This is a genomic window from Arthrobacter sp. NPDC058288, from assembly GCF_042880995.1.
Taxonomy (GTDB): Bacteria; Actinomycetota; Actinomycetes; order Actinomycetales; family Micrococcaceae; genus Arthrobacter.
The window spans coordinates 101,893-115,922 of record NZ_JBHVYH010000008.1 but is presented as its reverse complement, the minus strand read 5'-3'; the positions used below and the strand labels follow the sequence as shown (position 1 = coordinate 115,922).

The 14,030-nt window shown below is 58.7% G+C and carries 13 protein-coding genes; 10 read left to right on the top strand and 3 right to left on the bottom strand.

The features are described from left to right. The first annotated feature begins 31 nt into the window (after positions 1–31). The 10 genes from ACFVWT_RS18750 to ACFVWT_RS18705 all read left to right on the top strand — a co-directional run bounded on the left by ACFVWT_RS18750 (position 32) and on the right by ACFVWT_RS18705 (position 10,962). Positions 32–1,381: a hypothetical protein gene (locus ACFVWT_RS18750; RefSeq protein ID WP_390250448.1), complete on the top strand. Its 1,350-nt coding sequence runs from the start codon at positions 32–34 to the stop codon at positions 1,379–1,381. 362 nt (positions 1,382–1,743) lie between these two features. Next, a complete protein-coding gene (locus ACFVWT_RS18745; protein ID WP_390250446.1) occupies positions 1,744–2,748 on the top strand; it encodes a LacI family DNA-binding transcriptional regulator in 1,005 nt (334 codons plus the stop codon). Positions 2,749–3,416: 668 nt separating this feature from the next. Then, a complete protein-coding gene (locus ACFVWT_RS18740; protein WP_390250444.1) occupies positions 3,417–4,529 on the top strand; it encodes a LacI family DNA-binding transcriptional regulator in 1,113 nt (370 codons plus the stop codon). A gap of 96 nt (positions 4,530–4,625) precedes the next feature. Then, on the top strand, positions 4,626–5,939 hold the full coding sequence (locus tag ACFVWT_RS18735; RefSeq protein ID WP_390250442.1) for an ABC transporter substrate-binding protein: 1,314 nt from the start codon (positions 4,626–4,628) through the stop codon (positions 5,937–5,939). A gap of 83 nt (positions 5,940–6,022) precedes the next feature. Further along, a complete protein-coding gene (locus ACFVWT_RS18730) occupies positions 6,023–6,928 on the top strand; it encodes a carbohydrate ABC transporter permease (RefSeq protein ID WP_390250440.1) in 906 nt (301 codons plus the stop codon). Further along, positions 6,925–7,812: a carbohydrate ABC transporter permease gene (locus ACFVWT_RS18725; RefSeq protein WP_390250438.1), complete on the top strand. Its 888-nt coding sequence runs from the start codon at positions 6,925–6,927 to the stop codon at positions 7,810–7,812. The genes ACFVWT_RS18730 and ACFVWT_RS18725 overlap by 4 nt, the downstream gene beginning before the upstream one ends. A 39-nt stretch (positions 7,813–7,851) precedes the next feature. After that, positions 7,852–8,943, top strand: coding sequence for a glycoside hydrolase family 172 protein (locus tag ACFVWT_RS18720; RefSeq protein WP_390250436.1), 1,092 nt, complete (start codon positions 7,852–7,854; stop codon positions 8,941–8,943). 296 nt (positions 8,944–9,239) lie between these two features. Next, the gene (locus tag ACFVWT_RS18715) at positions 9,240–10,262 is read left to right on the top strand and encodes a carbohydrate kinase (protein WP_390250434.1); all 1,023 of its coding nucleotides are present in this window, start codon (positions 9,240–9,242) and stop codon (positions 10,260–10,262) included. 233 nt (positions 10,263–10,495) lie between these two features. Next, entirely contained in the window at positions 10,496–10,678 is a 183-nt protein-coding gene (locus ACFVWT_RS18710) for a putative quinol monooxygenase (protein WP_390250740.1), read from the top strand. Between the two features lie 41 nt (positions 10,679–10,719). Then, entirely contained in the window at positions 10,720–10,962 is a 243-nt protein-coding gene (locus tag ACFVWT_RS18705) for a hypothetical protein (protein ID WP_390250432.1), read from the top strand. A 493-nt stretch (positions 10,963–11,455) separates the two neighbouring features. On the opposite strand, the gene ACFVWT_RS18700 is transcribed toward ACFVWT_RS18705, so the two are convergent. From ACFVWT_RS18700 to ACFVWT_RS18690, 3 genes are all read right to left on the bottom strand, one after another. After that, positions 11,456–11,653, bottom strand: coding sequence for a hypothetical protein (locus ACFVWT_RS18700; RefSeq protein WP_390250430.1), 198 nt, complete (start codon positions 11,651–11,653; stop codon positions 11,456–11,458). An 87-nt stretch (positions 11,654–11,740) separates the two neighbouring features. Continuing rightward, the gene (locus ACFVWT_RS18695) at positions 11,741–12,772 is read right to left on the bottom strand and encodes a LacI family DNA-binding transcriptional regulator (protein WP_390250428.1); all 1,032 of its coding nucleotides are present in this window, start codon (positions 12,770–12,772) and stop codon (positions 11,741–11,743) included. A gap of 747 nt (positions 12,773–13,519) precedes the next feature. Beyond that, positions 13,520–14,011: an RpiB/LacA/LacB family sugar-phosphate isomerase gene (locus ACFVWT_RS18690; RefSeq protein WP_390250426.1), complete on the bottom strand. Its 492-nt coding sequence runs from the start codon at positions 14,009–14,011 to the stop codon at positions 13,520–13,522. Positions 14,012–14,030 lie beyond the last annotated feature (19 nt).

Below are 14,030 nucleotides of genomic sequence, written 5' to 3'. Positions count from 1 at the left end.
CCCACGCCCATAACTTGAGAGGAAAAAGTCCGTGGCATTGCCCACTATCGCCATCAAGGACGGCCTTCCCGGCCGCCGGATCAACGAACCAGTGACCTTCACCGTCGACGGAGAATTCACGGAAAACCTCTGGACGGCAACTACCAGTGCCGGAGAGCCCGTTATCTGCCAGCGGCTGAATGCCCAGCCCGAAGCGGGTAAAACCACGTTCATCACCGTAGTGACCTTCGAGGGAAACCTGGAGCTCACCCTTGCCGCACCGGTCACCGGGCGTGTGGAGGGGATAAGCGAACGGGAACCTGTCGAGTCCGACGCCTTCGTCCGGCTGGACACAGGGTACTTCGACCTCGAAATGTGCTCGGGCACGGCTGAGGGCACCGGATCCTCAAAGTGGGGACTTCGTCACTTCGCAACTCTGAAAGAAGGCATCGACCTGCTGCCCTCGGGCAACAACGCCATAGGTGGCTTCTACGGCCCCTTCTTCACCCCCGAAAACGGCCTTATCAACCCGCCCGAACACACCACCGTCGACATCGAGACCCTTGAACACGGTCCCATCCTGCACCACTACCGGATGCACGGCATCATCCCCGACGGCCTGCTCGAGGAGCTCAAGGGCAAGACGTTTTCCATCGACTGGAAATTCACCCACGGCACCCCCTACTTCACCCGCAGCTACTGGGTGGATGACTTCCAGACAGTAATCAACGGCCGCTCTATAACCAACAAGATCACCGTCGGCGATGAATTTGAGGCCGGCCAGGGCGATGTGGTCTTTGACCGCTTCGAAGCATACGGCGGCACACGATACCGCGCCGGGGACCCCTACGCGGCTGAACTCGCACACATGGTCAATGAAACCATTGCAACCTCTTCCTCGAGCACTGCCAAGTTCCAGGAATTCCGCCGCCAGCTCACCGGCAATATCGAAGCCGCGCACTGGGACTTGTACTGGCGCCTGTTCTGCAGCTGGGAAGGTGCCTTGGGTGAAGAGGAAATCCGCGCACGTCTTGCCCGGGTCAGGGCAACCTCGCACGTGCTCGCTGACCTGCCCGAGCGGCATTGGACGATAACAGAGGCCCCCCTCGACGTCTCGGCCGTGCCGCACGAAACCATCTTCGCCGGGCCGGCCTCCAAAACCGCCGAATTCCATTCAGAACTCGACAGAACCATGGTCTGGTGGACCTCCGAACCCTCCGGTGCTTTCCAGATCGTCCAGCGCCGCCAATCTGGCTGGGTCAACTGGGGAACCAACGGCGAAAACGAATGCCCCGAACTTCCCGCTGGTGTCGAGATCAAAACCGCATACGGCATGTTCAGCGACGGCTGGCAGCACGTGGCCGACCAGCTTGAGACTGCACCTACGGTTCACCAGGCCTAAAGGCTGGTCATTGGGCCTCTGGACATGGCAGAGACCGCCAGCCCAATCCCACAGATGCATTTCTCCGAAGCCTCGTGGTGCCATTCCCGGCACCCACGCCCGGTTGAGAGATCTGTCTCCAGGAACTCCGGAACCTGTCTGACTGTGCAACCACGACTATGCAACCAGGCGCCGGGCCATCTCCTGGTCCTGGCCAAGCTAATGCGCCCATGGACCCGGGAGCTCAACAGGGACGCATTCAGCGCCCGACAAGGATATGAATTGAGGTGCGCCAGACCGGCAGAACCATGGCTGAGACAACGGAAATCGTAGAGTACGGCGTCAGCGCGTCTTCGGATGCGGTAGGAGCCGCTAGGCCGAGGATGCGTGATGTGGCTGCTTTGGCCGGAGTAGGCATCAAAACGGTTTCCCGGGTCGTCAATGACGAGCCTGGTGTTTCTGAAGTCACCCGCCAGAAAGTGTTGAAGGCGGCAAAAGGACTGAACTACCAGCTGGACATGACGGCCCAAAGCCTACGCCGGGCCAGCCGACAAACATTGTCCGTCGGGCTGCTGCTTCCCAGCGTCGCTAACCCATTTCATGGCCAAATCCATCGTGCCCTCAGTGATGTTCTGGCGAGCCACGGCCTGGCGGTCCTCGCGGCAAGCTTGGATGATGACGCTGCACGTGAAGCGGAGCTGGTCAAAGCGTTTCTCCGGAGGCGCGTGGATGGACTGGTTCTGACCCCGGTCGCCAAAAGCCAGGGGTACCTGCCGGAACATTCCAAGGACGTTCCGATGATCTTCATCGACAGGGAGCCCGTCGGCATCGATGCCGATGCAGTGGTGAGTGATAACGCCGCTGGCGCGGCCAAGGCCGCCTCGCACCTGATTTCACAAGGCCACACCAAACTCGCGTACCTAGGTGGTCGCACGGACATCCAGACCGCCCGGGAGCGACGCCGCGGCTTTATTGATGAGTTGGGCCGCGCAGGTATTTCGACCGACTCCGTTCACTTCCTGGAAGGACTCCGCAGTGAGGAATTAGCACGTAAGGCGGCAAGAGAGTTACTCACGGGGGCTGAACCGCCGACGGCCATCTTCTCTGCACAGATTTTGGTGACCTTCGGTGTAATGCGGGCGTTGCAGGAACTGGGGCTGAGCGGGGCTGTAGCCTTGGTCGGATTCGGCGACTTCACCCTCGCGGACATGATGAACCCTGGTATAACCGTTGTCGCCCAGCACCCCGAGCACATCGGCAGGGCAGCCGCAGAACGCATTCTTGCCCGTATCAACGGACACCAGCAGGCACCGCGAACTTACATCGTCCCCTGTGAACTGATCCTCAGGGGGTCAGGGGAAGTTCCGCCTCTCCGCCTTGACCGGTGAGCTGGTCCAAGGATGAATCCCGGACCGGATGACGTACCGCCGGCGTGCTGCTGCGCAGAGGTCAGGTTGAGGACGCAGCACAGACGGTCCTTGTCGCCGCCAGAGCATTCGCGGCAGCAGGCCTACGGGTGAATTTGGAGCAGCTGACATTGAGGGTTGCGGATAACCAGGTATGGCGGACTGGATTCCGTCCGGACCTTGGGCATGGCGGCCGGGAATGGTTCCCAGGCCGGTGGGTCATTTTCGAACGACTAGGCGAGGACTTCATTATGTTGTACCGCAGGTTCGGCAGCGACAGCTTTGTCAGCCCGAAGCCTCAGCACGCCAGAGGAAGTACACCAAGACAGTGAAGGCAGTCAAGCACGCCTTTCAGACGCTCGGCCTGACTTGGAAGAGCGAAGAGGCCCCTCCCCGCTCGTCGCCTCCTAGCGTGACGGAATATCAATTATCAGCGGCAGTCAAGCGGGTGAGTCGACAGGGAGGCTTCGCAACCTCCGGTCGCCTTTATACCGAACCGCGCGACCATAGTGTGGCGGTCGCAGTCTTTACAGGAATCACGCCCTCCCTTTGTCACCCCTCACTTCTCCCAGCGCGGCGTCGATTCAGGTAACGCTTTGGTAACGCCGTTGCGTCAACGCGTTTGACGAATCCACAGTTACATCAATCGTTTGAAGTATTGGATCAAACGATTGATGGAAAGAATCAAACGATTGACACAACATTTCGAAAGGAGGCGAGCGAGAACGATGTCGTTGGTGACCCTGAAGGACATTGCAAAAGAAGTTGGGGTATCAATTTCTGCCGTCTCGCTCGTACTCAATGACCGTGGTGATGGTCGCGTGAACGCAGAGGCTGCATCAAGAATCAGAGCCGTTGCTGAGGAGCTCGGCTATGTCCCGAACTTGTTGGCCAAGGGCCTGAAAACCAAGCAGTCACTGACTATCGGGTTGCTTTCCGATGGTGTGGCTTCTACGGCTTTTGCAGGACCGATGGTCGCTGGCGCACAAACAGTCGCTGCCGAATTCGGCTACTTACTGATGCTCATCGACACAGTAGGAATGACCGGGCTCGAAGCTCCTGCTGTGAAGGCCCTGCTTCAGCGGAACATTGAAGGGTTGATCATCGCGCCTGACTATCACGCCATAGTGACGTTGCCGCGTGTGCCTCGTTCATTGCCAATAGTGGTGTTGGACGGCCGCCCCGAAGACCCCTCCATGTCGGACTGGGTCGTGCCTGATGAAACGGGAGGCGGCTTTACCGCAACCCGGCACCTTATTGAGGCAGGCCATCACCGCATTGCCATGTGCAACTTGGACGACAAGCGGTACGTAGCAACCGTTTTACGCAGGCGGGGCTACGAAGAGGCTCTGCGCACCGCAGGCATCGTGCCGGATCCTTCTCTTCATGTGCTCGCCAAGGAACTTACAGCCGCGGCGGCAAAGGAAGCAGCGCTGGAACTGTTATCGAGGCCAAATCGGCCCACCGCCGTCTTCTGCTTCTCGGACAGATTGGCCTTCGGCGTTTACCAGGCCGCCGCTCAGTTGGGTTTGCGGATTCCCGAAGACCTTTCCATCGTTGGTTTCGATAACCACGCCTTTGTTGCCGAGAGCCTTCTGCCCGGGCTGACCACCGTCCAGTTGCCTCACCACGACATGGGGGCCTGGGCAGCAAGGCGCCTTATTGAGCGCAGCCAGGGAACCGGGGAACCCGGCCCTGTCACCTCACAACTTGCCCATTGCCCGTTAGTAGAACGGGCGTCCGTCGGCCCACCACGGACCTAACCCCCTTTTTAACACAAAGAATCCGAGCTTATTGCTACGGACATGCAGTCCTGCCCTTAGGGGCATCTGCTAACAACTCAGAGAGGAGTTCGCACCATGCGAGCAATTTCCCGTCGCCAGGTCCTTACTGGCCTTGGCGCGCTCAGCGTCAGCGCCTTGGCTCTTACCGCATGCAACCCGTCCGGCCAGCAGAGTGGGTCATCCGGTAGCGGTACATTCAAAATTCTGCAGTACGAAGATCCCACCACGCCGCAGGGACAGGGCTGGCAGAAGGCGGTCGAGCTGTTCAAGGCGAAGCATCCGGATGTGACCGTTGACGTTCAGCAGACGAGCTTCGATGCGTTCCGGCAGAACGCCAAAATTCTCTTGAGCGGTAACGACGTCCCTGACGTCGTTGAATTCAATAAAGGCAACGCCGATGGCGGCCAGCTCGCCTCCCAAGGTCTGCTCGAGCCACTCAACGACGCGGTCAGCCAGTTTGGTTGGGACAAGAAAGTCTCCGGTTCCATGGCCGCGTTCGCCAAGTACGACGAGGAAGGCAAAGCCGGTTCAGGCGACTGGTACGGCATCCCGAATGTCGGCGAATACGTGTACTTCTACTACAACAAAGCGAAGTTCGCGAAAGCCGGTATCACCGACCTGCCAACCGACCTCGCCTCGTTCGAAGCCGCCATGGACAAGTTGAAAGCGGCAGGCGAAGTGCCCATCTCCAGCTCGGCCAGCACAAGCCAGGGCTTCAACCAGATGTGGGTCTGGTACTCACTGGTCTCTGCAGAAGCCACGCGTGAAGACATCGACGACTTCATGTTCATCCGAGACGAGGTCGATTTCAAATCCGGTCCTTGGAAGTCCGGAACGGAGCGTTTCCAGCAATGGATCGACAAGGGATATGTGGGTGACCAGCTGGGTGGCCTTTCCTTCGAGCAGGCCACAGTGAACTTCCTTTCGGAAAAGGCCGCAATGCTGCCGTGGAATAACGGCATGTTTGCTCGCATCCGAAAGGACGCCGCGTTCGATTGGGGCTTCTTCATCATGCCTGGCGCCAACCTCTCCATGGGCTCCTCCGGGCATCTCTGGGGCGTTCCTGCCAAGTCCAAGAACAAAGAACTCGCCTATGACTGGATCGAGACCACGCTCAGCCCTGAGGTCCAGAACCTTATCGGAGAGCAGGGCGGCCTGCCGCTGGCAGGAGACATTAATGTCATTTCTGACCCTCTTACAAAGGAACTGACCGAAAAGTTCAATGAAGTGGTGAAGGCAGACACCCTTTCGTTCTACCCGGACTACCCCGTTCCCGGGTTCCTGGACTTCATCCAGAACCACATGCAGGCAATGTCCAACAAGAACGAAACGGCCTCCCAGTACCTGGATGCCCTGCAGACGTTCTACGACAAGGGCACGAAGAACTAGCACTCCCGGGACGGGGTGCAGCATCTCCAGCTGTGCCCCGTCCCGGACAACACCTAATCCCCCTCAACGAATGGAATTATGCCGTGAGCAATGGACTGGCGCCGCGATTGCGCCGACCGAGCGGCTACTGGCTATACCTCATACCGATCTTCATCGGTTTCCTGGCCGTGGTCGGTATCCCCTTTGGAACCAATGTCTACTTCTCCCTTTTCCGCTGGAAAGGAGGGGCAGCACCGATGCGCTGGAACGGTCTGGACAACTACGTCACGCTGTTCGCCGACGTCGAATTCTGGACATCGCTCCGCAATTCGATCTTCATGGTGATCGCCATCGTCGTGATCCCCACCATCATCGGCCTCCTCCTGGCGGCGTTGCTGACCGAGACAATCGGCCGGCGCTTTGGTCCCAAGATCGCCAGCTTTCTTCGTGCCACCTACTACCTTCCCCAGATTCTGCCGATCGCCGTCGCCGGTTTCATGTGGAGCTGGATCCTGGACCCATCCAATGGCGCCATCAACACGTTCTTGCAGTCCATCCGGGTATCCGGTCCGGACTGGCTGGGAAACCCTAACCTCGCCATTTACGCGGTGATGTTGATGCTCATCTGGCTGCAGATCGGCTACCCGCTGGTCATCTTCATGGCAGCCCTATCCCGGGTGGACCCCGAGCTTTACGAGGCCGCTGCCTTGGATGGTGCCGGCAAGTGGCGCCAATTCCTGGCCATCTCTGTGCCCCCTATCCGGCCCGAGATCTTCATCGTCGTGCTGACAGCCACCGTGGCCGCGCTAAAAGTCTTCGCCCCCATCCTGATCCTGACAGGGGGCGGGCCGGAAGGATCAACCGTCGTCCCGTCCTACTACGCCTACCGCAACTTCTTCGAACTGTCCCAGGTGGGATACGGCTCGGCCATCTCCACCGTCATGGCCCTTGTTATTTTTGCCATTGCAGCGCTCATGCTGTGGTGGCAGCGCAGGCAGGAAGCACAATGAGCACCACGCAAACCCGGGAAAAAGTGAGTTTCACGCCTAAGCCCGCGCACAACCGAACTCAGCGCCGCAAGCCCAGCGAGTGGGTGCTGCTTGCCGTGGCGGTCATCGCGGGCATCGCGATTTTCGCGCCTTTTGGCTTGATCATCCTCAATGCCTTCAAATCCACGCAGGACTATTCAAGCAACGGGCCGCTGAGCTGGCCGACATCCTTTTCAGTAGACGCCTTCGTTAACTACCTGGGCCGGGTCAACTTCGGTCAGGCCTTCTGGAACTCGGTCATCACTTCACTGCTGGTGGCAGCGATTGCAGTGGTGCTCTCCCTGATGAGCGCCTACCCGCTGGGAGTGGGCCGCGTGAAAGCCAACGGGATTGTCCTGGCGGTACTGCTGGTTGCCACCATGCTCCCGCATGAAGCCCTGATCTACCCGCTGTTCTACGGCGCCCAAGCCACAGGAACCTTCAACACCGTATGGAGCGTCATCATTGTCTTCTCCGTCCTGCAGGCGGCATACGGAACATACCTTCTGGCCAGCGTCATGGGCGCCATCCCCAAAGAACTGATCGAGGCAGCTCAACTGGACGGGGCCAGTCGGTGGCAAATCCTCTGGAAGGTACTGGTGCCCATCCTGCGACCGAGCCTGGCCGTCCTGGTGGTGTTCTTCTTCATCTGGACCTGGAACGAGTTCTACATTCCCGTCGTACTCCTCGCCGATCAGTCGTCCCAGACCATCCCCATCGCACTGGCCACACTCCGAGGCCAGCACAACATCGACATCACCGTCCTCAACGCCGGATCGCTCCTGTCATTGCTGCCAACCCTCGTTTTCTTCCTGCTCTTCCAGCGCACCCTAGTGCGTGGCGTCGCAGCCGGAGCCGTCAAGTAAGCCATTCCGGCTACGAAAATTCCACCGAAAGGAACCCACGTGACCATCCAATGGGCCACTATGCCTCCGGGCGTCAGCAGCCGCTCCATCAACGCCGAAAACTTCACCGGCATGCCAGGACAGGGCGCAAAAGCCTCCTCTAACCTCGGCCCCGGCCGCAAGGGATCCGCCTGGATCAACATCCCTTCAGGTGAAACGGCCACGCTGGCCGAAATCGAAGGACCCGGAGTAATCCGCCACATCTGGCTGACGGTTGACCACAAAACCGATGCCGGCCCGTTCGTCCTGCGCGACCTCGTCCTGCGGATGTACTGGGACAATTCAGAAATCCCGAGCGTCGAGGTCCCCTTGGGAGACTTCTTCTGCAACGGCTTTGCACAGCGGGCGCTGGTAACTTCCGAGCCCATTGTCGTTGCTCCAACCGGCGGCATGAACAGCTTCATACCCATGCCGTTCCGCCAAGGGGCACGCATCACGATCGAGAACCAGCACGGCGGAGAAGTCACCCACTTCTTCTACCAAATCGACTACACCGTCGGGGACGATATCGCAGACGCGATGTACTTCCACGCCCAATGGCGCCGATCAAACGGAAATCTTCCGCACGGCGAGGATCACGTCATTCTCGACGGCGTGCAGGGCCGCGGCAGCTACCTCGGCACCTACGTCGCCCTTGCATCCCTGCAGCGGTACTGGTGGGGCGAAGGTGAGGTCAAGTTCTACGTCGATGGCGACACCGACCACCCCACCCTTTGCAGCACAGGCCTCGAAGATTATGCCGGCGGCGCCTGGGCATTCCAGGACGAGCTGCGAACCGTACCGGACCCTGAAGTTCTAACTTTCAACGCCCCCTACTTCGGGTACCCATTCCACGAAACGGTCGACCGGACCAAGGCCGCCCCCTTCCATCCCGGAATGCCGCCGCTGCACGGCCTTTACCGCTGGCATATCCCGGACCCCATCTACTTCCAGGAACGGCTCCGTGTGACAGTCCAGCAAATTGGTACATGGGACCACGGAGGACTGTTCGAACGCAGCGACGACATCTCAACGACGGCATACTGGTACCAGGACAGCGTCAACCAAAAGGTTCCGCAGCTTCCCGGCGCCCAGCAGCGCTGGCCAAGGTAAAAACCCCAACCAGGCAAAGGTTTTCCCAGGCAGGTGTTCTTTTTCCGCCTGAGCATACGACCTGACGCACGTCCTAAACCCCGTTGGACGGATGCGAGCGATAATCGTCGCCGCATCCGTCCAACTCACTCGCGTTTTGCTCGCAGATGCTTCCCCCGGTCACGTCCAGCGACTCTCGTTCCCGGGCTGCCGATAAGACCGCACGCAAACGAGAGGTACTTTCAACGCATGCAAGGCAGCCCGGCACCGCAATACTAATCATCCCGCCCGCCAAACAAAGAAGGATTGTCCCAACCATGGCATTCCCAGGACTGCACGAGCCCGACCGAGGGGGCAACGTCCTCACAGTAATAGGTGAGTCACTCATCGATCGAATTCAGTCAGAGCAACGCACTCCCATCGCCGACCACGTCGGTGGGAGTCCCCTTAACGTTGCCGTGGGCTGCGCGCGACTGGGAGTGCAGACCCGTCTGGTTACACATGTCGGCAAAGATCACCACGGTCAGTCTATTTTCGATCACCTGGCCAACAACGACGTGGAAATCGTCACCGGTGGAACTGCGCCCACATCCACCGCTACAGCCACCCTTGGCCCCGATGGCAGTGCCAGCTACAAATTTTCCCTTGACTGGGACCTTTCAAGCGCCTCACTTGCAGCATGGGCAAGCATCGAAACATCCTCCCATCTACACACCGGCTCCATTGCAACAATGCTCATGCCAAGCGCCCACACAGCGTACACTCTGCTACACGACGCCAAGGACATGGCAACCATCAGCTACGATCCCAACTGCCGGCCAAGTATCATCCAGGACGTGGGCTTCGCCCGACAGCAGGCCGAGCTCTTTGTCGGCATCAGCGACGTCGTGAAGGCCAGTGATGAGGACCTCCGCTGGCTGTACCCGGATAAGAGCGTTGATCTGGCCATGCAGCACTGGCTGGAACGAGGGCCAGCGCTTGTCGTCGTTACCCGGGGCGCTCACGGGCCTATTGCCCTCACCCATCAATTCCGCCTCGAACTCCCCGCAGATTCCATAGTCGTGGCGGACACCGTAGGGGCCGGTGATTCATTCATGGCCGCACTGATCGCTGCGCTGAACCAGTTGGATCTTCTTGGCCCGTCTAGGCGTGACCGCCTTATGAACCTTGATCACGAGCAGCTAGTAGCGGTGTTGCGCTACGCGATACGGGCATCGGGAATGACATGCTCCCGTGCCGGGGCCAATCCTCCACAGCTGGCCGAGCTAGGAACGGTAAAAGCCCCTGCCTCATCCCAAAAAGCGACCGCTCCACAGGCAATTCCCGGCTCCAAAAAATGAGCGGAGCATACTAGTCCAGTTAACAGCAGGACAGCGTAGCGGCAGGTAAGGCGCCTTTCAGACCCAATCAGGAAGACAACAAATCGTAAGGAGATCAATCTATCGACGACCATGCCCGCTGGCCAGGAGCGCCCAGTCCTCTATGCCGAGTTCACAGCATTGCCAGGAAATGGCGACACAGTGCAGAGTCTCCTCAATGACCTGGCGCACCAGGTGCGCCAGAACCGGGAAACATCCACTTCATCACGCATCGCGAGACCGAACACCCCGAGCGATTCTTTGTATACGAGGAATACGCGGACGCTGCTTCCTTTGAAGCTCATATCAACGCGAGCTATGGGGCGAAGTTCAACGAAGCGCTCGGACCCTTGATTGTTGAAGACGGGTCGCAACTCACATGGCTAAATACGCTCTGAGACTTGCGTCAGAGTCGAGTTTTTACGAGTAAAGGAAAATCATGGCAATTCAGCAACTCCTAACTGCAAAAGATGAACAGCTCGTTGCAGACTTCGTTGTAACAACCCTTGAGGAGCGCGATAGTAAACTCGACAGCGCCGTGTCCTTCGCCCACACTTTGGCTTCCATCGACGCCCAGCTAGGGATTCTGGTAACCCGGCACGACTTCTGGCGATTTTCGGTATCCCTCAGTGAGGACGTCCCGTACGGCCAGGTCCAGGAATGCGACTTAACGCAACCTTAGGTGGCTCAACCGAAACCAACTCGTTCAGCATGCCCCCCAGTCGTCCTGAGTTCCTGGGCCACTCATGATGCCCGAGTCCATCCGAGGAGCAGCGCCACGGCTATGTCCGCAGCGATAACGAGGAACTGCTGGGTGAAGCGGACGTCGTATTTATCGTCCTGTCGGGGTGGCGTCCCAGGCAGGACGAAGGTTAAGACGTCCTGGCGGTCGATGCGGTCAAGCTTCCGTAGGCCGTTAAGATGCTCGAAGGGCGGTCAGCAGATTTGCCTGGAACAAGCTCTGATCGCGCTGCTCCGGCGTGATCGAACCCTTCTCTCAAGGTCATCCGCACCCAGCCGGTTTCGCTGGCCCTCAGTCAGATCCTCCAGCCGGGTTCGAATCCTAACTTCTCCAGGCTTAGGCCGGCCAACGGCCCTGGCACCGGGAACGAGATGAACACCGGTGCTCTGAAGGTGTTTCTTTTCCAAGGCGTAGTGGTCGCGACCGATCGAGGTCAGCAACCCGTGGTTACACTCAGGCGCCTCAGCCCATAGGCGACGGTGGAGGGTGATCGACCAGGGTGCTCTACAGGCTCCCGGAAAGACCATGATGTCTCATGCTTCACCGACAACAAACACACCGAAGCTCGCTTGGCTTCAGGAAAGGTGAGGTCAGTCAGGACCACCCTGCGGTCCTGCGCGAATACCTCCACTGAGTAATGGTTGACGACGATCTGCAGTTTGAGCAGCCCGTCCTCAGGACCAGCGGGACTGAGTCCGCAGCCGACGTCCGTGGCTTATCAGAGCAACCGCACGGAGTCACGATTGATGAGAGAGTTTGGGATCGCTCCGGGGTTTTTGCTGGTGTTGCCGTCCTGAAGTTCCGCGATCACTGCTTCCACAGCCATTGCCCCCATCTCATAGTACGGAAGGGCCACCGTAGTCAGCTGCGGCGACAGGGCTTCAGCTATTATTTCCTGATTATCGAACCCAACGACGGATAAGTCCTTGGGGATCAGTAGCCCCAATTCCGCGGCCGCACGGTAAGCTCCCATAGCCATGCGGTCATTGAAGCAGAAGATCGCGGTCGGCCTCTTACTCCTGGCGAGAAGGTTGTGAGCGCCCCGGTAGCCGTCCTCAGCGAAGGAGGACGCCTCTTCCATAACCAGGTTTGGGTCAAAACGAATGCCGAACTCCTCCAGCGCCGTTCGGTACCCTTGGAGTCTGCCCATCCGCGCCGGTATGTCCATGGCAGTGCTTACGAATCCAATCTCCGTGTGACCCGCATCAATAAGTTCGCGGGTTGCTATATACCCGCCCTGGATTTCGTCAGGAAAAACGGACCAGTAGTCACCATGGCTGGCCTCTGCATTCGCTAGGAATATGGGCTTCCCGTCCAAAGCGTCAGGTATGTCGATAATGCGATGCGCTGTATCGGCATAGATCACCCCGTCGACCTGGTGCCGCCAGACAGCTTCGATTTCTCTGTCTTCTACGTCTTTTGCTCCCCCCGTACTCATGATTAGCATGAGCCAGCCGTGCTTAGAAGCTGCCTCCTGAGCGCCGCGGATAAGGCGACCGGCATATGGAACGGTAGCGATTTCCTCACTGATAAGCGCCAGAGTATGGGAGCGATTCGTTCGTAATGCCTGTGCGAGGCCATTTGGGGCATAACCTAAGTTAGCCGCAATCTGCTCAACCTTGAGACGAGTCGCATCAGCGATCCTCGCACCGGGAACATTGTTGAGGGCGAGTGACACTGTCGCGGGCGAAACCCCGGCCGCATCCGCGATATCCCTGATACTTGGCCGCCGACGTGCGTTCATTCTCATAGTCTCCTGTGCGGCCTCGAGCCGTCCTATCGTGAAAACGACTTCGTTTCACGCTGCGCCATACGCTGGACCCAGCCCAGTGTATGCTAAACGCATTTATCAAGGCAATGTTTACTGTGGCTGCTCTTCGTACGCGCTCCCCCGCTACTGAGAGATAGCCATGAACGATTAGAGCGGTCCTGGACTACGTGTAGACGGGAACGTGTTTTTGACCATGGTGAATTTGCTTCCGGGCGCTGAAGAGTACGGCCGGGAATGTCACCTCGGGGTGAGACTGCTGTAGGGCGCCTCGGGAAGCTTTCGCCCAAACCGGTTCCGCACCCGTAACAAAGGGCAGTCCCATTTGGCGTCACGACGGCGATCTGGCGCATTTCGAACGGCCTTAAATCATGGCAAAGAGCCCTTTTGGGGGCTAAGCCCCGATGCGGCTCCCCCCGACATCCCTGCGTTTCTGCCCCTGCTGTGTGCAGCGACAAGGTCCACTGCGACGGCCACCAAAGCACTTCAGCTTTACATTCAGCCGGAATTCTGTGTCTGGTTACACCTCGTCGTTCGTGAGATCAGCTTGTCCTGGCAGACGACACCAGATGCGCGAGAGAGGCTTGGACACTGACCCGAGCGGTCGCTTGCTTCTGCAGCCGCTGAAGGGGGTGAAGCGGGTCGATGATCATGGTTGCTGGCGGCTGCACATTGCAAAGGACTCATCGGTCCCACGTGCGGGCGCCATCCTGTTTCCCCAGTGCGGGACTAGCTTGTAGTTGCACTGCTGTCGCCACATGCTTCGAAATCTTCGATGACGGCTACTTTTTGTCGGGAGGAGCTGGAGTTGTCGAACCTATAACCAAGCCACTCGGACACAAGTCGGCGGGCCAGTTCCAGTCCAAGGACGCGCTGGCCGAGTGCAAGTACCTGGCAGTCGTTGGACAGGACGGATCTTTCGCAACTGAAGCTGTCCGCTACGGTGGTTGCGCGAATGCCCCGCACCTTGTTTGCGCTGATGGCCATCCCTATGCCGGTTCCGCAGACGAGCACTGCTCTGTCTGCTTTTCCATCCAGGATGGCACTGGCGGCCTTTATGCCTATTTCGGGGTAAGGGGTTGTTTGACCCTCATGGACGCCGAGGTCAACGACGGACGTCACGCGTGGATCATTGCTGAGGTCCTGAAGAATTGCATCTTTGTACTGGACTCCTGCCTCATCTGCCCCAACGATTACTCGCCAACCAGTCTTGTCAACCATGGCTTTCCTTTCAGTAGAT

What these genes read in the sequence shown, in the direction of transcription:
- ACFVWT_RS18705 (WP_390250432.1), top strand. Translation starts at nt 10,720, where the DNA reads ATGGCAATTCAGCAACTCCTAACTGCAAAAGATGAACAGCTCGTTGCA.
- ACFVWT_RS18745 (WP_390250446.1), top strand. Translation starts at nt 1,744, where the DNA reads ATGCGTGATGTGGCTGCTTTGGCCGGAGTAGGCATCAAAACGGTTTCC.
- ACFVWT_RS18715 (WP_390250434.1), top strand. Translation starts at nt 9,240, where the DNA reads ATGGCATTCCCAGGACTGCACGAGCCCGACCGAGGGGGCAACGTCCTC.
- ACFVWT_RS18735 (WP_390250442.1), top strand. Translation starts at nt 4,626, where the DNA reads ATGCGAGCAATTTCCCGTCGCCAGGTCCTTACTGGCCTTGGCGCGCTC.
- ACFVWT_RS18690 (WP_390250426.1), bottom strand. Translation starts at nt 14,011, where the DNA reads ATGGTTGACAAGACTGGTTGGCGAGTAATCGTTGGGGCAGATGAGGCA.
- ACFVWT_RS18695 (WP_390250428.1), bottom strand. Translation starts at nt 12,772, where the DNA reads ATGAGAATGAACGCACGTCGGCGGCCAAGTATCAGGGATATCGCGGAT.
- ACFVWT_RS18725 (WP_390250438.1), top strand. Translation starts at nt 6,925, where the DNA reads ATGAGCACCACGCAAACCCGGGAAAAAGTGAGTTTCACGCCTAAGCCC.